General features: G+C 58.2%; 20 protein-coding genes. 15 read left to right on the top strand and 5 right to left on the bottom strand.

Annotated features, from left to right (window positions below; translation table 11 throughout):
- Positions 1 to 21: 21 nt before the first annotated feature.
- Entirely contained in the window at positions 22 to 960 is a 939-nt protein-coding gene (locus tag ACYVI2_RS19405; RefSeq protein ID WP_415818598.1) for a LysR family transcriptional regulator, read from the bottom strand.
- Positions 961 to 1,075: 115 nt separating this feature from the next.
- On the opposite strand from ACYVI2_RS19405, the gene ACYVI2_RS19400 reads away from it, so the two are divergent.
- The 3 genes from ACYVI2_RS19400 to ACYVI2_RS19390 are packed head-to-tail and all read left to right on the top strand — an operon-like array spanning position 1,076 to position 3,731.
- Positions 1,076 to 2,014, top strand: coding sequence for a dihydrodipicolinate synthase family protein (locus ACYVI2_RS19400; protein ID WP_415818467.1), 939 nt, complete (start codon positions 1,076 to 1,078; stop codon positions 2,012 to 2,014).
- Positions 2,015 to 2,053: 39 nt separating this feature from the next.
- Entirely contained in the window at positions 2,054 to 3,019 is a 966-nt protein-coding gene (locus tag ACYVI2_RS19395) for a Bug family tripartite tricarboxylate transporter substrate binding protein (RefSeq protein ID WP_415818469.1), read from the top strand.
- Positions 3,020 to 3,026: 7 nt separating this feature from the next.
- On the top strand, positions 3,027 to 3,731 hold the full coding sequence (locus ACYVI2_RS19390; protein ID WP_415818471.1) for an SDR family NAD(P)-dependent oxidoreductase: 705 nt from the start codon (positions 3,027 to 3,029) through the stop codon (positions 3,729 to 3,731).
- 130 nt (positions 3,732 to 3,861) lie between these two features.
- Here ACYVI2_RS19390 and ACYVI2_RS19385 read toward each other — a convergent pair whose 3' ends face one another.
- Positions 3,862 to 4,656 carry an IclR family transcriptional regulator gene (locus ACYVI2_RS19385; RefSeq protein ID WP_415818473.1) on the bottom strand — a complete coding sequence of 265 codons (795 nt, stop codon included), beginning with the start codon at positions 4,654 to 4,656 and terminating at the stop codon, positions 3,862 to 3,864.
- A 163-nt stretch (positions 4,657 to 4,819) separates the two neighbouring features.
- On the opposite strand from ACYVI2_RS19385, the gene ACYVI2_RS19380 reads away from it, so the two are divergent.
- From ACYVI2_RS19380 to ACYVI2_RS19360, 5 genes are all read left to right on the top strand, one after another.
- Positions 4,820 to 6,388: an acyl-CoA synthetase gene (locus ACYVI2_RS19380; RefSeq protein WP_415818475.1), complete on the top strand. Its 1,569-nt coding sequence runs from the start codon at positions 4,820 to 4,822 to the stop codon at positions 6,386 to 6,388.
- Between the two features lie 20 nt (positions 6,389 to 6,408).
- Positions 6,409 to 7,554 (top strand): FAS1-like dehydratase domain-containing protein, encoded by a 1,146-nt coding sequence (locus tag ACYVI2_RS19375; RefSeq protein WP_415818477.1) that lies wholly within the window; start codon positions 6,409 to 6,411, stop codon positions 7,552 to 7,554.
- Positions 7,555 to 7,611: 57 nt separating this feature from the next.
- Entirely contained in the window at positions 7,612 to 8,805 is a 1,194-nt protein-coding gene (locus tag ACYVI2_RS19370) for a CaiB/BaiF CoA transferase family protein (protein ID WP_415818479.1), read from the top strand.
- Entirely contained in the window at positions 8,783 to 9,808 is a 1,026-nt protein-coding gene (locus tag ACYVI2_RS19365; RefSeq protein ID WP_415818481.1) for a Bug family tripartite tricarboxylate transporter substrate binding protein, read from the top strand. The genes ACYVI2_RS19370 and ACYVI2_RS19365 overlap by 23 nt, the downstream gene beginning before the upstream one ends.
- 183 nt (positions 9,809 to 9,991) lie before the next feature.
- Complete coding sequence (locus tag ACYVI2_RS19360; RefSeq protein WP_415818600.1) at positions 9,992 to 11,836, top strand: ABC transporter ATP-binding protein; 1,845 nt, start codon at positions 9,992 to 9,994, stop codon at positions 11,834 to 11,836.
- Here the strand turns inward: ACYVI2_RS19360 and ACYVI2_RS19355 are convergent.
- Positions 11,812 to 12,510 (bottom strand): GntR family transcriptional regulator, encoded by a 699-nt coding sequence (locus ACYVI2_RS19355; RefSeq protein ID WP_415818486.1) that lies wholly within the window; start codon positions 12,508 to 12,510, stop codon positions 11,812 to 11,814. The two genes, ACYVI2_RS19360 and ACYVI2_RS19355, sit on opposite strands and share 25 nt — an antisense overlap.
- Positions 12,511 to 12,666: 156 nt before the next feature.
- Between ACYVI2_RS19355 and ACYVI2_RS19350 the strand changes: the two genes are divergently transcribed.
- The 4 genes from ACYVI2_RS19350 to ACYVI2_RS19335 all read left to right on the top strand — a co-directional run bounded on the left by ACYVI2_RS19350 (position 12,667) and on the right by ACYVI2_RS19335 (position 16,182).
- Entirely contained in the window at positions 12,667 to 13,413 is a 747-nt protein-coding gene (locus ACYVI2_RS19350; protein ID WP_415818489.1) for an SDR family NAD(P)-dependent oxidoreductase, read from the top strand.
- Between the two features lie 10 nt (positions 13,414 to 13,423).
- Complete coding sequence (locus ACYVI2_RS19345; protein WP_415818491.1) at positions 13,424 to 14,617, top strand: acyl-CoA dehydrogenase family protein; 1,194 nt, start codon at positions 13,424 to 13,426, stop codon at positions 14,615 to 14,617.
- Positions 14,610 to 15,677 carry a phosphotransferase gene (locus ACYVI2_RS19340; RefSeq protein WP_415818493.1) on the top strand — a complete coding sequence of 356 codons (1,068 nt, stop codon included), beginning with the start codon at positions 14,610 to 14,612 and terminating at the stop codon, positions 15,675 to 15,677. The genes ACYVI2_RS19345 and ACYVI2_RS19340 overlap by 8 nt, the downstream gene beginning before the upstream one ends.
- Before the next feature lie 187 nt (positions 15,678 to 15,864).
- Positions 15,865 to 16,182 (top strand): NIPSNAP family protein, encoded by a 318-nt coding sequence (locus ACYVI2_RS19335; protein ID WP_415818495.1) that lies wholly within the window; start codon positions 15,865 to 15,867, stop codon positions 16,180 to 16,182.
- 51 nt (positions 16,183 to 16,233) lie between these two features.
- Here ACYVI2_RS19335 and ACYVI2_RS19330 read toward each other — a convergent pair whose 3' ends face one another.
- Positions 16,234 to 16,812 carry a TetR/AcrR family transcriptional regulator gene (locus ACYVI2_RS19330; protein WP_415818497.1) on the bottom strand — a complete coding sequence of 193 codons (579 nt, stop codon included), beginning with the start codon at positions 16,810 to 16,812 and terminating at the stop codon, positions 16,234 to 16,236.
- Between the two features lie 110 nt (positions 16,813 to 16,922).
- On the opposite strand from ACYVI2_RS19330, the gene ACYVI2_RS19325 reads away from it, so the two are divergent.
- From ACYVI2_RS19325 to ACYVI2_RS19315, 3 genes are read left to right on the top strand one after another with little or no spacing between them, the layout of a single operon-like run.
- Entirely contained in the window at positions 16,923 to 17,627 is a 705-nt protein-coding gene (locus ACYVI2_RS19325; RefSeq protein ID WP_415818499.1) for a glutathione S-transferase family protein, read from the top strand.
- Positions 17,628 to 17,657: 30 nt separating this feature from the next.
- Positions 17,658 to 18,536: a glutathione-dependent disulfide-bond oxidoreductase gene (gene yghU / locus ACYVI2_RS19320; protein WP_415818501.1), complete on the top strand. Its 879-nt coding sequence runs from the start codon at positions 17,658 to 17,660 to the stop codon at positions 18,534 to 18,536.
- Positions 18,537 to 18,575: 39 nt separating this feature from the next.
- On the top strand, positions 18,576 to 18,962 hold the full coding sequence (locus tag ACYVI2_RS19315) for a RidA family protein (protein ID WP_415818503.1): 387 nt from the start codon (positions 18,576 to 18,578) through the stop codon (positions 18,960 to 18,962).
- 20 nt (positions 18,963 to 18,982) lie between these two features.
- Here ACYVI2_RS19315 and ACYVI2_RS19310 read toward each other — a convergent pair whose 3' ends face one another.
- The gene (locus ACYVI2_RS19310) at positions 18,983 to 19,750 is read right to left on the bottom strand and encodes a FadR/GntR family transcriptional regulator (RefSeq protein WP_415818505.1); all 768 of its coding nucleotides are present in this window, start codon (positions 19,748 to 19,750) and stop codon (positions 18,983 to 18,985) included.
- Between the last annotated feature and the right edge of the window lie 13 nt (positions 19,751 to 19,763).

Genomic DNA, 19,763 nt, shown 5'->3' with positions numbered 1-19,763 from the left:
GTCAAAGGAGACAGTGCCCGCTCAATTTTCAGCGCTCGCCAACTGCCATACTTTCTCCGCAGCTGGCGCCATTTCAAAGGGCTGTCGATACAGGCGAATATCCACGGGAACATACGCCGAGGATGGCGCAGCAGCGACCAATTCACCTTGCTCCAGTTCCCGGCGAATGAGGCTTTCGGGCAGCCACGCCACACCACGGCCGGCTTGAACCATGGACTTGAGCAACAAGGCATGATGCGCCGTGAACACGACAGACGCCCCAGGATGTGCAATCGCCTCTGAGCTGCCCCCGAACCATTGGCGCATCTCCGCGCGCAATATTCGTCCCAACCCAGCACCTTCGCTATAGGCCAGCAAAGGGGGAACACACGTTGCGTCCAGGTTATATCGGGCCTGCCCTTGCTCATCGGGTGCAGATACCGGCATCAAGACGTCTTGTGTCAGGATCAATTTCGGGTAATTTGCCTCATCCAATCGATTGACCATCCGGGCATGGCCATGGCAGAGCATGAATTGCACCCGGCGCTGCAGCATGGCGTCTTCGCAAGTCTGCGCGCTATCAGACATGGTCTGAATCGACCCGAGGTGCAGCTGTCCCTCCAGGCGGCTCAACCAGGACGGGAAAAACGTCAATGACAGCACGTGCGTCGCCGCAAACCGCAGGCTGGCGGCGGCCACGTCATGCGCAATCTGTGCCTTGATGCGCGCGGCCTGCAGGCTGGCGAGGATATCCTCCAGCAGCGGATGAAAACGCTTGCCCGCCGCCGTCAGTGCGGCAGGATGCGCACTGCGATCGAACAGATCCACCCCCACCCATTCCTCGAGCGCCCGAATATGCCGGCTGAACGCGGGTTGTGCAATGCGGCGAGCCTCGGCCGCCCGCGAGAAATTGCCGCATTCTGCCAGGGCCAGAAAGTCTTCTAGCCATTCGAGATCGAGAGGTCGGTTTCCGGGGCCCATCTTTGCGGTGAATAGTTCTATGCGATTCGAGTATTGGACGGACGGCAGGCGGATGAGAAACCATAGCGGCATTGGAGTTCGGATCGGAACTCGCTATCTACACCCGGAGACGACTATGCCTTCCATTAATAATTATCGGGGAATCATACCTGCTATTTCCTGCCCTTTTACACCCGATCATCGTATCGACGAGCCTGCCCTGCGCAAGCTCGCTTCCTGGCTCGCCGGCCATGAGGGCGTCGTTGCCGTCATGACCAACGGCCATACCGGCGAAGTCTTCGCGCTGACGCCGCACGAACGAGCCGATGTCACCCGTATCGTCGCCGACGAACTGAAAGGCAAAATCCCCGTCATTTCGTCGATCGTGTGCGAAGGTCTCGCCGATGCCGCAGACCATGCCCGTGCCGCCAAAGAAGCGGGCGCGGCCGCGCTGGACGTCATGCCGCCGCATCATTGGCTGCGCTTTGGATTCACCTCGGGCCATGCGCTGCAGTATTTCGAGGCGATTCACAATGCTGCACCGGATCTCGACCTGGTCTGCCATGTCTATCCGGCCTGGACGCGCGCCTCGTACTCGTCTCAGTTATTGGCGGATCTGGCTCGTCTGCCCTATGTGCAGGCATTCAAGGTCGGCCAGCGTGACATGAACAAGTATGCCCGCGACATTCAGGCCATCCGCGAGGCCAATGCCAGCAAGGCCATTCTGACCTGCCACGATGAATATCTGCTCGCGTCGATGGTCCAGGGCGTGGATGGTGCACTGGTCGGCTTTGCCACCTTTATCCCGCAACTGATCATCGATCTGTGGAATGCCGTCAAGGCAGGAGATCTCAAGAAGGCGGTAGAGATCCAGGCCATCATCACCCCCCTGAAAGACGCCGTCTATGGCGGCGGCGAGCCCACAGGCGAAGCCCATGCGCGCATGAAGGGCGGCATGTATCTCGCCGGCGTCATCGACGATGCCACTGTGCGCCCGCCCACCGAGGCGCCTTCCGCAGGCGAACTCGACGCATTGCGTGCCGCGGTCAAACAGGCGGGACTACTCGCACGCTGACAACGTAGCGGCCAACAGATAACAAGGAGGAAGACAATCATGCACATCAAGACCTTGCTCAGCGCGTGCGTCACGGCAGTGACTCTGGCGGTGTCTGCTCAAGCCAGCGCAGCAGACTATCCCACCCGCCCGATACGTATGATCATTCCCTTTCCACCCGGCGGCACGCTGGATATTGTTGGCCGTATGCTCGCGGAAAAACTGGGCACGCAGATGGGTCAATCCATCGTTGTGGAAAATCGCCCCGGCGGCAACGGCATCATTGGCGGCGACGCAGTTGCCCGCGCGACACCCGACGGCTATACCCTGTTGTTCAGCGCGTCGACCTTTACCACGACGCAAATGACAATGAAGTCCGTTCCCTATCGGGTCGAAAAGGATTTCACTCCCATTGCGTTGGTCGCAAAGGCCCCGCTTTCCGTGGCCATCAATAAAGACCTGCCCATTACTGACATCAAGTCGCTCATCAGCTATGCGCAGGCCAACCCCGGCAAAATGACCTTTGCCGTGGGATCCATAGGATCAGCCGGCCATCTGGCCACCGAATCGCTCAAGCGGGCCGGTCATCTGGAGTATTTGACGGTGCCCTACAAAGGGACTGCCCCGGCATTCAACGACCTGATCGGCGGACAGATCAATGGCTTCATTGATCCCATTCTAGGATCACTGCAGTATCACAGGACAGGCATGCTCCGGGTCATCGCCGTCACATCCTCAGAACGCGCAAGCAGTTTGCCTGATGTACCGACGGTCGCAGAAACAATCCCTGGTTACGCGTTCTACAGTTGGTATGGGCTATGGGGCCCGGCCAATCTACCCGCGGAGGTCACCGAGCGTTTGAATAAGGAAGTCAACATTGCGTTGGCCTCCGATATGCGAGCCAAGCTCACTGAACAAGGCCTGATGTTCCAACCGGGCTTGGTCGCCGATTTCGCCAACTTTCAACGCGAGGAGATGGCGCAAGCACAAAAAATTGTGACCGAGGCCAATATCCGTGCGCAATGATAAACATGTGAACGATGATGCTCCGCAAAAACACGCCGTCGTGACCGGCGCCAGCGCGGGAATCGGACGAGCGATCGCCGAGTTTCTGTTGCGGGCCGGCTGGCGTGTGACGGGGATGGACCGCACAGCACCGACACTGGAGTCCGAACACTTCCGCGCCGTCACGGCCGACCTAGGCATCGGCGCTGACGTCGAAAGCATAGCCGCCCAACTGGTTGATGCCGATGCCTTGGTGCATGCAGCAGGCGTGCTGCGTGTGGGACGCATCGGTGTGTTGGATCGCCACGCCGGCGAGCTGATGTGGCGTATTCACGTCGACGCTGCCAGCATATTGTGCAATACCATCCTGCCAGCCATGGCGGACCGTCGTGACGGCAGGGTCGTATTCATCGGCAGCCGCATCGCGCAAGGCATGCCGGGCCGCGGTCAGTACGCCGCAACCAAGGCCGCGTTGATTGCACTATCGCGCAGTTGGGCGGCAGAGGTCGCCGCACAGGACGTCACGGTCAACGTGGTTTCGCCTGCTGCCACCGCGACAGGTATGGTGAATGATCCGGCGCGATCTGCCAGCTCAGCGCAACTGCCGCCGATTGGCAGGTTGATCGAACCTGCTGAAATTGCACAATTGGTTGGCTATCTGCTGTCTCCGGCGGCCGCCGCGATTACCGGGCAGGATATAAGCATCTGTGGAGGCGCATCGCTACAGCGTTAAATGGCACATTGGCCGAGACTTCTTCAACACGGCCTGACCGCTAGCGATCAGATCTGATCCCACAGATACTTCCCCTCGTACAAACACGAGGCTGTTTGTCGTACACAGCCCACCACCGCCGTTGACATATTCAGGCCCTCCCAGCCAGCAATGCCGACAAGGTTTCGGCCTCGTTTTGCAGGTCTTTCGCCAACGCCTGTGCCTTGGCCGCTACCAACTGATTCGACAACGCTGCAGCAACGAGGGAATGCGAGAGCCTGCCCTGTCCATTGAATACCGGGACAGCAACGACAGTCACCCCGTCGATATAGTTTCCACGATCGATGCTGTAGCCCTTCTTTCTCACATTCTCAACATCTTTACGCCAGGCGTCGATATCAGGCGGCTGATCCCAGCGCAAGGCCTTAAAACGACGTTCAACATCAGCCTCATCCATGCTGGTGTAGGCCGCGACCAATCTTCCTGTTGCGCTGATCAGCGCAGGAAATCTGCTGCCTACATCGACATGCAAGCGAAACGGTGCATGGGAACGGGAAAGCGCCAATACCACCATATGGTCCTGGCCTGTGATCTCGACACCGATCGCGGTGACATTTGCCTCGTTGGATAAGCGATCCAGCACAGGCTGAGCCAATGCGGGAAAAGGGCTGCTCTCGATCACGCTGCGGGCCAATGTCAGCATGCCTACGTCCAGGCTATATCGCTTGCTGCCCACATCGACCTTGACCAGTCCCTCGCTTACCAGCGCCCGCAAGATATGCAGACACGTGCTGGTGACCATTCCGAGCTCTTCAGAAATGGTCTTGAGCGTCATCGGATCGCCTCCGCGCCCGAGTAACCGCAAAATCGCAAAAGCCCGCGTCACCGCGGGTACTTCCCGGATACGCGGCCCCGCTTTGGCCGCAACGTCAGGTGCATCGTTCATACGTGTGTCTCCGTCTATGGCGCTAAGGATACGACGCTTTCGTCGCCTTGGTTTCCTTAACGCATCGATCATAATTGTACTAATACAATCAATAAACGTAATTGACAATTTATTTATCGCTGCGTAAAGTGAACTCCAACAAGAACGAGGAGATAAGGACGTCATGACAAAGTTGACGGAGTACCTCACGTACGCAGATGCGCAAGCGCATTGCTCGCCGGAAAAGCTATGGGAACTGTTCGACGGCGATAGCGAATACATGAACATTGCGCACGAGTGCGTTGATCGCCATGCCAAGAGCGGCCGCCATGCGGTGATCCTGGTTAAGGCCAATGGCGAAGACGAAATCCTGGGATTCGACGAACTCTCTCGCGACGCATCGCGCTTTGCACATGCCTTGGTGGCGCGCGGCGTTCAACCTGGTGACCGGGTTGCCGTCATGCTGGAACCCTCGCGCGAGTTCTATGTATCGCTATTTGGCACGATCAAGATGGGGGCGATCGCCGTCCCCTTGTTCACCCTTTTTGGCCCGGACGGAATTCGTCTACGCATTGAAGACTGCTTGCCCCGTCTACTGATCACCCACGCGGAAAAGGCCCCTCAGGTACCAAGCCTGCCGAATCTGGATGTGATCGTGACGGGCGAACGCTTCCTGAGCGACCTGGTCGGCTACCCCGACCATTTCCAATGCCAAAGCCGTGCCGACGATCTCGCGATCTTTCAGTACACCTCGGGTACAACACGAGAGTTGCCTGATGCAGTCAAGCACACGCATCGTGCCATCGTCACACTCATGTTGGCAGCACTATACGGCAGCGGGATCCGCCCGGGCGACCGGTTTATGTGCCCGTCCTCGCCCGCGTGGGGGCATGGTTTGTGGCACGGCACGCTGGCACCGCTGGCCCTGGGCGTCACGATCGGGGCGTATAGCGGAAAATATCACGCCGAGCGACTGCTCAAGGCTCTGCAGGATCATCGTTTCAATAATCTATCGGCGGCAGCCACACATTACCGCATGATGCGAAATGCGGGTGTCGCGACGCACTATGAATACTATTTGGACAAGCTTTCCTTTACCGGCGAGCCTATTGACAGCGAGACCGCAGAGTTTGTCGCCAGCGTATTCGGGCATCCGGCCGGCAGCATGTATGGCACCACCGAAATCGGTGTCTGCCTCGTCAATTATCCCGGCGCTCCGGATTTCCAGATCAAACCAGGATCCCTTGGCAAGCCCGTACCAGGCTTACGTGTAGAGGTGCAAGACGCCAATGGCGTTCCATGTCCGGCAGGTGTTACCGGAGAGCTCAAGCTTTGGCGGCGAGGCGACTGGGTCGCCACCAAAGACCTGGGCCGCATCGACGAGGATGGCTATTTCTGGCATGGAGGACGTGCTGACGACGTCATTATTTCTGCAGGATGGACGATGAGCGCGGTCGAAATCGAAGACGCCATTCTCAAACATCCTGACGTCATTGAAGCCGCCGCGATTGGTGTACCCGACACATTGCGTGGCCAGGTGGTCAAGGCATTCGTTGTCACCCGACGTCCCGGTGACGAGATATTCACCCAGGAAATCCAAGACACGGTACGCACACAGCTCAGTCAACACGAATATCCGCGTCAAGTTGTTTTCGTGACGGAGCTGCCCAAGACTCCCGCTGGAAAGATTCATCGCAAAAAACTGCGCGAACAAGAGATCGCCAACCTCGCCGCGGCCACTGCCGTGCAATGACAATCAGAACCGGAGACATCATGTTGACCCAAACTCAAACGCAAAGAAGCTTTCCCAAAATCACCGAGCAAGGGCTGGAAGAGCTACGTCAACGTATCGGCGTAAAAATCGGCTTTACCGCCGAACCTTGGTGCTACGAGGCCACCCGAGACAATATCCGCCATTACGCGCATGGCATTGGTGACGACAATCCTCTATGGTGCGACCCAGCGTACGCCGCCGAGACTCGTTACGGCGGCATCATCGCCCTGCCCAGCTTTTTATTCTCGACCAGCCGTATCGTGTCAGGCTATGTAGGAGGACTGCCAGGGGTACATGCGATGTGGTCCGGCGCAGACTGGACCTGGCACAACCCCATACGCCGTAATGACGTGATCTCCACCGAGGCCTATCTGAAAGACCTCATCGAACACGAGACCCGTTTTGCCGGACGCGCAGTACAGCAGATTTATCACGTCGACTTCTTTAACCAGGCAGGCGACAAGCTCGCCGAAGCCGATAGCTGGTGCTTTCGCACCGAGCGTGATCACGCCCGTGAACAAGGCAGCAAATACAAAGAAGTCCGTGCACGCGAGCCACGCCGCTACAGCGAAGAAGAAATCCGCGAGGCTTATAAACTCTATGCCCAGGAAGAAATTCGCGGCTCAAACACGCGCTACTGGGACGACGTCACAGAAGGGGAAAGCCTCCCCACCCTATTCAAGGGCCCCATGACAGTGACCGGTTTCATTGCCTACGCGCAAGGTTGGGGTGGGCTGTATATTCGCGCAAACAAGCTGGCATGGCAGCTCATCGATGCCCACCCCGGTGTCGGCATCACCAATCGATTTGGTATTCCCGATGTGCCGGAACGGGTGCACTGGGAAGAAGACTTCGCCCTGGAGGTCGGTGCTCCAGGTGCCTATGACTATGGCCCAGAACGAAACTCGTGGCTCACTCACCATCTGACCAATTGGATGGGCGATGATGGCTTTCTACGTAAATCTTATTGCAAGATCCGCCGTCATAATCCCGAGGGCGACATGCTGTTCTTTACAGGCAAGGTCAAGCGTAAATATGTCGAAGAGGGCCGGCATCTCGTTGAAATCGAGCAGGAGGCTCGAAATCAGGACAACGAACTGTCAGTGTTGGGGACAGGCGTAGTGGAACTCCCCTCTCGCGGCTAACCACCGCCCCACAGAGCCCGGTCAACGGCCGGGCTCGCTGCATGTGAGGTAACGATCATGCTAGATCATCATCACAAGGGCTCAATGAGTGGCCTTAGGGTGATAGACGTATCCAGGGTATTGGCAGGACCATTGTGCACCCAGATGTTGGCAGATAACGGCGCGGACGTTATCAAGGTCGAGCCACCTGCGGGCGATGAAACACGGACGTTAGGGCCTCCTTTCGACGGCAGCGGCACTGCCGCCTATTTCAATGCCGTCAATCGAGGCAAGCGTGCCTTGGCGCTCGATCTGGCCCAGCCAGAAGGACGTGACGTCTTGCTGCGGCTGCTAGAGAATGCAGACGTGCTGGTCGAGAACTTCTTGCCAGGCACCATGACGCGCTGGCAACTCGACTACGACACAGTTCTCTCCGAGAAATTCCCCCGCCTGATTTATTGCTCTATCTCCGGCTTTGGTGACAAAGGTCCTATGGGCGGCATGCCTGGTTACGACGCCATTTTGCAGGCGATGTGCGGCTTGATGAGTATTAACGGAGAGCCCGAGTCCGGCCCTACGCGCATCGGCATTCCGATCGTTGACCATTTGACCGCCTACACCGCTATGACGGGAATACTGATGGCACTGGTAGAACGCGGCATCAGCAATCGGGGCCAACGCGTCGAAGCGACGCTATTCGATACCGCCTTGAGCCTGCTTGTCCCGCACGCAGCCAACTGGATGTATTCAGGCAAAACGCCACAGCTTCTGGGTAGCGCCCACCCGAATATCGCCCCTTACGACAAATACCACTGCAAGAATGGGCCGGTATTTCTGGGCATACTCAACGACCGGCAGTTTCGTCGATTTTGCGATTACCTTGAACTGACCGAACTGATCGCTGATCGGCGTTTTGCCAGCAATGCCGCCCGGCTTTCTCATCGTAGTGCGCTGACTACCGCCATCGACCGTGCACTGGCAAACAAAGATCGTCACACGCTGTGCCGAGAGCTGATGCAACTGGGCGTGCCTATCGGCCCTATCAACAGCGTGCCAGAAGCGTTCGAGCAGGCCCAGGCGGCTACCGCAAGAATCGACCGTAATGGTTATCACGGCGTCGGCCTGCCTAACCACTTATGCCGTACGCCTGGTTTGCCGGGCAGCCCACCTCCTCGATTCGCTCAACACGCCGACGAAATCTTGCTCGAGAGCGGCTTTGACCTCGAACACATAGCGCGATTACGGGCACTTGGCGTTTTACCCGCCCCCTAAGAAATCAGACATAGCAAAAAAACAGCAACACCTCATCCACCTGGAGACAAAGATGAAAAGATTGTTTGCTGCAGTAATGCTGTCCCTCAGCCAATTCGCCGTCGCCGCATCCTACCCGGAGAAACCAGTACGCATTATCGTGCCGTATCAAGCAGGTCAAGGCACCGATGTCGCCACGCGTTTGCTGGCCGAGCACTTGACCAAAGAGCTTGGCCAACCCTTCGTTGTCGAGAACCGCCCCGGCGCCGGAGGCAACATCGGTGCTGCCGAAGCGGCACGCTCCACCCCTGACGGATATACCATCCTTATGGGGACAAACGGCACCCACGTGCTCAACTCGTACCTTTACAGCAGCGTGCCGTTCAATCCCGAAAGCGACTTCGATCCTGTAATTCTGGTCAGCACCTTTCCAATGGTTCTGCTGACCTCGCCAGAGTCGCCATATACCAGCATTAGAACGCTACTGCAGACCGCCAAAGCCAAACCCGACCGTATTGATGTAGGCCTGCCCAGCACCACGGCACGCTTGGTACTGGAACTCCTTGAAAAACAGACAGGCACAAGCATTACCGGGATCCCTTATAAAGGCTCCAGTACCGTCATAACGGACCTCATCGGCGGCCGCGTTGCTCTCGCCATTGATACCGTCAGTGCATCTCGCTCTTTGATAGACGGCGGCAAAATAAAGCCTCTCGCGGTCACGTCGCTCAAGCCGTCGGCACTCTTGCCCGGCGTACCCTCCGTCGCGAGCGAAGGGGTGGACGGCTTTCAGGTGATCGCATGGAATGGCATATACGCGCCTCATGGGACACCACCGGCCAACGTCAAAACGCTCAACCAGGCATTGACCAAAATCCTCAAACGGCCTGACGTTCAAAAACGCCTACTCGAACTCGGCCATGAGCCTGCCGGCGGTTCATCCCGCGCACTCGCCGAATTTGCCCAGAGCGAACGCCAGAAATGGGCACCCGTCATCGAAGCAGCGGGGTTAAAAGCGAACTGATTTTTTAGCCGAGAATCATCCTGGAAAGCAGTGACTCACGAGCACAGCAGGAAAAGCGCACACGATCAAGTCCCTCCTGGTGGCTCATAGGTCGTGCGGCCTGATATCTCCACCATGTTGACGATCAAGCAGAACAAGCATCGAATGTCGTAAAGTCTCCTTTTCCCTGTATTACCGGAGGCTATCTTGCCCCGCCCGATTGAAAATCTGCTTGATCCCTTTCCCGCCGAATCCCCCGCCATCGCTCCCAAGGGGCTGTTGCCGTTTCTGTGGGCGTGCTCGAAGGGGGCCCGTGGTTATCTCGCCCTGCTGGCTCTGTTCAGCGCCAGCGTCTCGATCTATGAGGCCTGGTTATTTGCCTTTCTCGGTCAGGTCGTGGATTTTCTGGCCGATTGGCAGACGGATGCGATATCCGCCGAAGAGACGCGCGTACTATGGAGCATCGGTATCGTACTGGTCGCCAGTATCGCGCTGGTTGCCGTACGCACCGTCATCCAACATCAAGTATTGGCTATCAATCTGCCACTGAGGCTGCGCTGGAATTTTCACCGGCTGATGCTGCAGCAAAGCCTGTCGTTCTTTGCGGACGAGTTTGCCGGACGAGTCACGACCAAGGTCATGCAGACCGCTCTCGCCGTGCGCGAGGTGCTGTTTACGTTTTCCGAGATAGTGCTGGGCATCGGCATTTATTTTGTGACGATCATCGCGCTGGCGGGAGGGTTTGATAGCCGGCTGATGATCCCATTTCTCGTCTGGATCGTCCTGTACGGACTCACGATGCGATATTTCATCCCCCGACTGGGCAAGGTATCGCAGGAACAGGCCCACGCGCGCTCGTCCATGACGGGCCGTGTGACAGATGCGTATTCCAACATCATCACTGTTAAATTGTTTTCGCATACGAATCGCGAGGCGCATTTCGCGCGCGCAGCGATGGAGGATTTCAAGAACACGGGATACAGCCAGATGCGGCTGGTCAGCCAGTTCGAGATTATCAATCAGGCGTTGGTGGTCGGATTGATTCTTTCTGCTGGCGGCTATGCCCTGCAACTATGGCATGCCGGAGCGGTCGGCCCGGGAGCGGTGGCCGCCCTGACGGCGATGGCCTTGCGGGTCAACGGCATGTCGCATTGGATCATGTGGCAGATGACCTCGCTCTTTGAGGCCATCGGCACCGTGCAGGATGGCATCGGGACGTTTTCCCGCAAGGTCAAAGTCCAGGATCAACCCGGCGCGCCAGCGCTGCAGATCACCAAGGGCGAAGTCGTATTCGATCAGATCTCGTTCAACTACAGCGGCAACCGTCAGGTTCTGGATGGCCTGAGCCTGACCGTGAAACCAGGCGAGAAAATCGGTCTTGTCGGCCGTTCGGGTGCAGGCAAGTCCACGCTCGTCAATCTGCTGCTGCGCTTTTACGATGTCGATGCAGGCCGCATCTGCATTGATGGACAAAACATCGCTCATGTCACACAGGACAGCTTGCGGCAAGCCATCGGCATGGTCACCCAAGACACGTCATTGCTCCATCGCAGTATTCGCGACAACATCGCCTATGGATTGCCCGAGGCCAGCGACGCGGACATACAAGCGGCGGCCATGCATGCCCAGGCCGACGACTTCATTCAGCGCCTGAACGATCCGCAGGGCCGCACAGGCTACGACACGCAGGTCGGCGAGCGCGGAGCGAAGCTGTCTGGCGGACAGCGTCAACGCATCGCGATTGCGCGGGTCATGCTCAAGAATGCCCCGATCCTGTTACTGGACGAAGCCACCAGCGCCCTCGACTCGGAAGTCGAAGCCGCAATTCAGGAAAGCTTGAGCGAAATGATGCAAGGCAAGACGGTCATTGCAATCGCACACCGCTTGTCCACGATCGCAGCGATGGACCGGCTGATCGTGATGGACCAAGGGCGCATCATCGAACAAGGCACTCACGCTGAGCTGCTGCTGCAAAATGGCGTCTACGCCAACCTGTGGCAGCACCAGAGCGGCGGCTTTCTGGGTCAGGACGACCTGCCTGCGGCATAGGCGGTCTGAATCGTCGTGCGCACATGGTTCACGTGCGCACTGGCCGCCGCCTCAGCGTGATCCGGCTTGGCATCCAATACCGCCAAGGCAATGCGCCGATAATCGTCAAGGCGCATTTTCTGCAGGCTGGGCAGGCGATGCTGGGCGTGTACCACCGGCATCAGAATCGTGGGAAACAGGCGCTTGAGCTCCAGGTTTCCTCCCATATCCAGCAATACCCGATAAAACCGCCGGCGGGCGCGGGCAAAGGCAATACTGTCCTGCGTCTGATCGGCCTGCGCCAACTGCTGCAAGGTCTCTTGCAACGAGGCGCGGGCAGACGGCTCGCCAACACCTCGAACCGCCGTGCGCGCCAACAGGCCCAGCATGCGCTCGGCCACATCCAGCACATCCAGCGTTTCCTGCTGGCTCAGCGATCGTATCGCCGCCCCCTTGTGCCGCGAGAGCTCGATGACCCCCTCTGCCGCCAGCCGCTGCAAGGCTTCGCGCACTGAATTGCGCCCCACCCCGAAATGTGCGGCCAGATCGACCTCGACCAAGCGCTGGCCCGGTACCAGAGCGTGCGCCTCAAGCTCGCGCAAAATGCCCTGAAACACCACATCGGAGGCGCTTTTGGCTTTCTGTTGTAGCGACGGCGAATCACCGGTTTCAGCAATCAGGGCAGATGGGCTCATAAGCAAAGTTCCAGGCACATAAAAATAAAGGTCTGGTCACGCCAGAAAAATCATCCTACAATTTTATGGAACAATTTTACTCTACGGATGAAAATATTGCCCTGCCCCACCAAGAACATGGCGGCAGGGCCAATAGGACCAGAGGAGACCAACGCAATGGCGTCATCACTATCCGTCGCGAACAAACGGGTGCTCATCACGGGCGCCTCCAGCGGTCTGGGACAGCACTTTGCCAGGACCTTGGCCGCCCAGGGCGCGCAACTGATCCTCGCGGCCCGGCGGCTGGATCGATTGCAGGCCTTCGCCGACACCCTGTCGTGCAGCGTAGCGCCGCTGTGCCTGCCCTTTGATGTCACGGATGCCGCCAGCCATACCGAGCTGGTCAAGCAAATCGACACACTGGATGTGCTGATCAATAACGCCGGCATCGTGCGGGAAAGTGCTGCAGCCACGCACAGTTCAGAGGACTGGGATGCCGTGCTGGACACCAACCTCAAGGGGATGTTTTTTCTGGCCCAATCCCTGCTGCCCGCGCTGCAGGCCAATGGTGGCAGCATCATCAATGTGGCCTCCATCCTGGGCCTGCGCCAAGCAGGCGGCATCGTGTCGTACGCCGTGTCCAAGGCCGGCGTCATCCAGCTGAGCAAGACGCTGGCGCTGGAATGGGCGCGCTATGGCGTTCGCGTCAACGCCCTGGCGCCCGGCTATATCGAGACCGAGATCAACGCCGATTTTTGGCAATCCGACGCAGGTAAAGCGTTGATCAAACGTATTCCGCAACGGCGTCTAGGCCAACTCGAGGATCTCGATGGCCCCTTGCTGCTCTTGTGCAGCGACGCGTCACGCTACATGACAGGCTCGGTGCTCGTGGTCGACGGCGGCCATCTGGTCAATACGCTTTGAGGAAACAGGCATGTACACCCCCTACCCCAGTGAACGCAGCCGCGAAGTCGGCGAGCGCGTCGAGGCGTTTGTGCGTAACGTCGTCGTGCCCTATGAGAACGATCCGCGCCGCACCGCACATGGCCCGACACAGGAGCTCGTCGAAGAACTGCGTGCCAAGGCTCGCGCTGCTGGCGTCATGACGCCGCATATCCTGTCCGATGGCAGCCACATGACGCAGTTGGAAACCGCTGCCGTGCTCAAGCGCTCAGGCCTGTCACCCCTGGGACCCATAGCGGTCAACACCATGGCGCCAGACGAAGGCAATATGTTTTTGCTGGGCAAAGTCGCCACCCCGGCGCAAAAGGCCAAGTACCTGGACCGGCTGGTCAGTGGACACGCACGTTCGGCCTTTTACATGACCGAACCTGCGGTGGATGGTGGCGCGGGATCCGATCCCTCGATGCTGCAGACGACCGCCGTTCAACAAGGCAATAACTGGATCATCAATGGACGCAAGATGTTCATCACCGGTGCAGAAGGCGCCGAGGTCGGCATCGTGATGGCACGCAGCAATACCGGCGACAAAGTCCAGGCCACGATGTTTCTGGTCAAACTACCCCATCCCGCCATTCGTATCGAACGCATCCTCGATACCATCGACAGCTCGATGCCCGGCGGCCACGCCCTGATCGTCATCGATAACCTCATCGTTCCACAGGAAGACGTTCTCGGCGAGGTGCACGAGGGTTTTCGCTACGCGCAGATCCGCCTGTCTCCGGCCCGTCTGTCGCACTGCATGCGTTGGTTCGGTGGCGCTGCGCGCGCGCACGAGATCGCAACCGCCTATGCGGTCAAACGCAAAGCCTTCGGCAAACCGCTGATTGACCACGAAGGTGTGGGCTTCATGCTGGCCGACAACTTGATCGATCTGCAACAAGCCGCTTTGATGATCGACTGGTGCGCGGGCGTGCTGGATTCCGGATCTCAAGCCACCACTGAAAGCTCCATGGCAAAGGTCGCTGTCTCCGACGCATTATTTCGCGTCGCGGACCGTTGCGTGCAAGTCATGGGCGGCACCGGTGTCTCGCGCGACACGATTGTCGAGCAGATATTCCGTGAAGTCCGCGCGTTCCGCATCTATGACGGCCCGACCGAGGTCCACAAATGGTCGCTGGCGAAAAAGATGAAACGCGATGCGTTGCACGGAGGTGCGCATGGCTAAAGCGACTGGAAATTTCGCTGGTACCGCGGCTGTCCGGCCCGAGCATCGCATTGACCAGGCTGCTTTAGAGGCCTGGATGCAAGCCAACGTCGAGGGATACCAGGGACCACTGACGATAGACCAGTTCAAAGGCGGGCAATCCAACCCGACCTATCGCCTGCAGACACCGACCCGCAACTATGTACTGCGACGCAAACCGCCGGGCGTATTACTAAAAGGCGCTCACGCCGTAGAACGCGAAGCCCGCGTGATGAGTGCACTAGGTACCGTGGGTTTCGCAGTGCCGCGGATCTATGGCCTGTGCACAGATGACAGCGTCATCGGCAGCTGGTTCTTTGTCATGGACATGGTGGAGGGCCGCGTATTCTGGGACGCCAGCTTTGCCGACGTCGCACGTGAAGCACGCGCACAGTACATGGACGCCATGAACGCCACCCTGGCGACGCTGCACCAAATCGACTATACCGCTATCGGCCTGGGTGACTATGGCCGGCCGGGGGGTTACGTCAAACGCCAGATCGACCGCTGGTCCAAGCAGTATCTCGAAGATGATCTCGCGGGCCGTCATCCGGCGATGGACCAACTCGTCCAATGGCTGCCCAAACATCTGCCCGATACCGAGGACGTCACCATCACGCACGGCGACTTTCGGGCAGACAACATGATTTTCCATCCAACAGAACCCAAGGTACTTGCGGTGCTGGATTGGGAACTGTCCACCTTGGGTGATCCTCTTGCGGATTTTGCATATCACGCCATGATGTTCCGCATGCCTCCAGACATATTGGGCGGAATCGGGGGGCTGGACCTGCAGGCCTCGGGGTTGCCCGATGAACAGGCCTATGTGCGGGCCTATTGTGAACGTACAGGGCGCGCGGGGATTCCTGACCTGGATTTTTACGTCGTCTTCAACATGTTCCGCTTTGCCGCCATCCTGCACGGGATCAAGGGCCGCGTGCTGCGGGGAACCGCAGCCAGCGCGGATGCAGAGGCGATGGGAAATCGGTTTACGAGAGTCGCCGATATCGCGTGGGAACAGGTAAGGACCCGAATCGCCTGACCGGCAAGCGCCCCAATCCCCATATCCAGGCCCTGCAAAAAAGTCCTAGGCGACTTCTGATCTGTCCTAACGCGCCGTTCCTATGACTGCGTACAGTACCACTCGTACTAATTCGCCACCCAATGGCAAAAGTACAAGTGGCTGTCGCAGCCTGGCATCAATACTCATGCTACACGAAGGAACACGCATGCTTTACGACGTCCGTACCTACACCTGCCGCCCCGGCACGATCAAAAAACATCTCGCCCTGTATGCGGAACATGGCTACGAGATACAGAGCCGGCATCTGGGCAAGCCCCTGGCCTACATGCAGACCGAGACGGGCAATGTGAACAGCTACATGCACATCTGGGTCTATCAAGACGCCGCTGACCGCGCCGCGCGCCGCCAGGCCCTGCAAAGCGATCCGGAATGGGCGAGCTACCTGACCAAGAGCGCCGAAGCAGGCTATGTCGTCAGCCAGGAAAACCGCCTGATGACTCCGGTTGCTTTCTTCAAACCTTGATGTCCAGCAACTGAGAGTAAAGAAGACACTACGCCCCGCCGGGTATACGACCTAACCTCTCAACAATGTTAGAGCCGTCGTAACAGCCCCCTCCAGCAGCGCCTTTTCCGGGCGGGCGCGCGCCAAGACACGCACGCCCATCAAGACACTGAGCAAATGGCGGGCCAATTGCGCGGCGGGCAGCACGCGCGTGACCGTCCCGTCAGCCTGTCCTGCAGTGATGCAACGTAGAAAGAACATCTCAATGTTCTTCAATGCATCGGCAATAACCTTTCGAAACTCGGGATCATGAGGGGCGAGCTCCAACGCAGAGTTCACCAACATGCAGCCCTTGTGTTCGCGATCATTCAGCGATCGGTTCAGAATCTGTTCAAAAAAATAGGCGATGGCCTCGCGAGGAGGGAGCGTTTCGCCTATTTTTATTCGCTCCATGATATGCACCAGGTAGCGATCAAGTGAGACTCGGAACAGTCCGCGTTTGTCCCCATAAGCGTTGTAGAGACTGGCGGCGGTGATTCCCGTCTCGCAAGTGAGGTCTTTCACTGATGTTGCCTCGTAGCCCTGAGACCAAAAGCAGTGCATCACCGCATCGAGCAGCGCATCCTCATCGAATTCTCTGGGCCTTGCCATATCTTTTTTTGTGATCCCGTTATGGCATCGCAGTGCTTGCCATTCTTGTCGTGTTGAGCCATTATAGAATGGTCGTATTAAAACTCAAGACCGTTGCTCGGAGCAAACAGATGATCCGGTTTTATTTTCACCCCACGCCGAACCCCGCAAAGATTTCCCTCTTTCTCGAGGAGGCGGGCCTGCCTTACGAAGTCATCCCGGTCGACACCAGCAAGGGCGAGCAACATGCGCCCGCGTTTCGGGCGATCAACCCTAATGGCAAAGTCCCTGCCATCGTCGACACAGCCGGGCCCGATGGCAAAGAAGCCCGCGTCTTTGATTCCACCGCGATCTTGCTCTACCTCGCAGAAAAAACCGGCAAATTCATGGGCGCCGCCCAAGACCGGCCGGAGTTGCTCTCGTGGCTGCTGTTCCTCGCATCCGGCCTGGGCCCGTTCTCGGGACAAGCGGTACATTTTCAGTTTGCCGCGCCAGAGGGCCTGGACTATGCCGTCAACCGCTATCGGCGCGAAGCTGAACGGCATTACCAAGTGCTGAACGATCATCTCGAGGGACGCACCTATATCGTCGGTGACACATACACGATCGCAGATATGTCGGCCTGGGGCTGGCTAGATCGCGCCTCGCGAGTACGCAAAGGCGCAGACGATCCGCTTGCGCCCTTTCCTAATCTCAAGCGTCTCTTTGACACCGTTGATGCACGGCCTGCCGTTGCGCGAGCGCGCGCCGTCGGCCAGAACCACGAGTTCAAGCGCGTCAACGACGAAGAAACCAAACGCGCACTCTTTCCTTCCAACTATCCCTCAGCCGCCTGAGCGGTCTCGACGCTATCCCGGAGCATCAGCATGGCAGACTCTCCCGAATATGTTCCTCCAAAGGTCTGGACCTGGGCCCAACCCAGCGGCGGTCACTTCGCCAGCATCAATCGGCCCATCGCTGGCCCTACGCACGACAAGGAATTGCCGGTCGGCCGACATCCGCTGCAACTCTATTCGCTAGGCACGCCTAATGGCGTCAAGGTGACGATCCTGCTGGAGGAACTGCTCGCGTTGGGGCACACCGGCGCCGAATACGATGCGTGGCTGATCAATATCCGTGAAGGCGATCAGTTTGGCAGCGGATTTATCGGCGTCAATCCCAATTCCAAGATCCCCGCCTTGCTCGATCGCAGCGGCCCCGAGCCGATTCGCGTATTCGAGTCGGGCTCGATTCTGTTGTATCTGGCCGAAAAATTTGGCGCCTTCATCCCGAAAGACATCCAGGGGCGTACCGAGACGTTGAACTGGTTGTTCTGGCAAATGGGCAGCGCGCCTTATTTGGGTGGCGGTTTTGGTCATTTCTATGCCTATGCCCCGACCAAAATCGAATATGCCATCGATCGTTTCGCCATGGAGGTCAAACGTCAACTCGATGTACTCGATCGGCGGCTCGCCGAGAGCGAGTACCTGGCTGGCAACGACTATACGATTGCCGATATCGCCGTATTCCCTTGGTACGGCGGACTGGCCAAAGGCTGGCAATACGGCGCGGCAGAGTTTCTCAGCGTGCAGGATTACAAACACGTCCAGCGCTGGGCCGATACCATCCTGGCACGGCCCGCAGTACGCCGCGGCCGTATGGTCAATCGCCTGAGCGGAGAGCCATCCGAACAATTGCGCGAGCGCCACGACGCGAGTGACTTTGAAACGAAAACTCAGGATAAGATCGAAGCGAACCGATCCTGACGATCATTCACGCCCGTCCACACGCAAAGGAGACCCCCCATGACCGATATCGTACGCAGAGAGTCCAACGAGCGCTTGAGCCGAGTCGTGATTCACGGAGATACCGTGTATGTGGCGGGCGTGACATCGAATGCCGCGGGAGGCATCACCGAACAGACCCGCGATGTGCTGAAAAAAATCGACGGCTATCTGGCACAGGCGAAATCGGACAAGTCTCGGCTCTTGTCCGTGCAAATCTGGCTCAAAGACATCGAGCGCGACTTTGACGGGATGAACGCCGCCTGGGCCGAATGGGTCCCGGCGAATGCAATGCCTACACGTGCGACGTGCGAGGCCAAATTGGCCGCGCCGGCGTTGCTGGTGGAAATCATTGTGACTGCAGCCAGACGCCCGAAATATCCGGGTGGGCCAATGTCTGAGGCTTGATTAAGCTCGAGCGCCAGCCATCACCTCTTTTTAGCAGGCAAGAAATTCTCGTCTAGTGTTCGCATCCTGGAATTGTGGATGTGCTCACGCATTGCATCTCGTGCCGCCTCAGGCTGCTGATCACGAATCGCCTGGAAAATACATTCGTGCTCGCGCTGCACCTGCTGGCCTCGTGTCACCGCACTGGATAACGCCAAGCTGCGCATGACGCGCATGTAGTCGAATATCTGCTGCGAAAGCGACTGCAGCATCGTCACGAATAGATCGTTACCACAGGCCGCCGCAATGGCTTGGTGAAAGCGGTAATCGGCGTCGTTGCCGACTTGGCGCGCCTCGAAAGCAACTCGCATATCGTCGAGGGCTTTGGCCATGATGTCGAGATCATCGTCGCTGCGTCGCGCCGCAGCCATATAGGCGGCATCGCCCTCGATTGCGCTGCGCAGCTCCATACAGCGCACCAGCTCGGCCAAGCCTCCTATCGGAGCCAACCGTATCAACTCGGGACTGGGACGCTTTCGCACATAAGACCCCGCCCCACGCTGCGACACGATGACACCATCAGCCTGCAGGCGAAACAATGCCTCGCGAACTACCGGGCGCGAAACGCCGAACGTTGCGCATAAATCGAACTCTGACGGGAGCCGGCTTTCTTCGGGATATTTCCCATAGGTGATCTGTTGCAGCAGACGATCATAGAGTTGATCGGCCAATCGCGGTGGACGCGTTGCACGCAGGTCCTCATTGGGAGGCGTCTTCCGCGAGCGGTCATTTGTCGGAGCGCTAGCCATAAAATAGTTGCCT

This window comes from Bordetella tumbae (assembly GCF_054780995.1).
The sequence above is the reverse complement of the archived record's forward strand: the minus strand, read 5'-3'. Positions and strand labels throughout refer to the sequence as shown.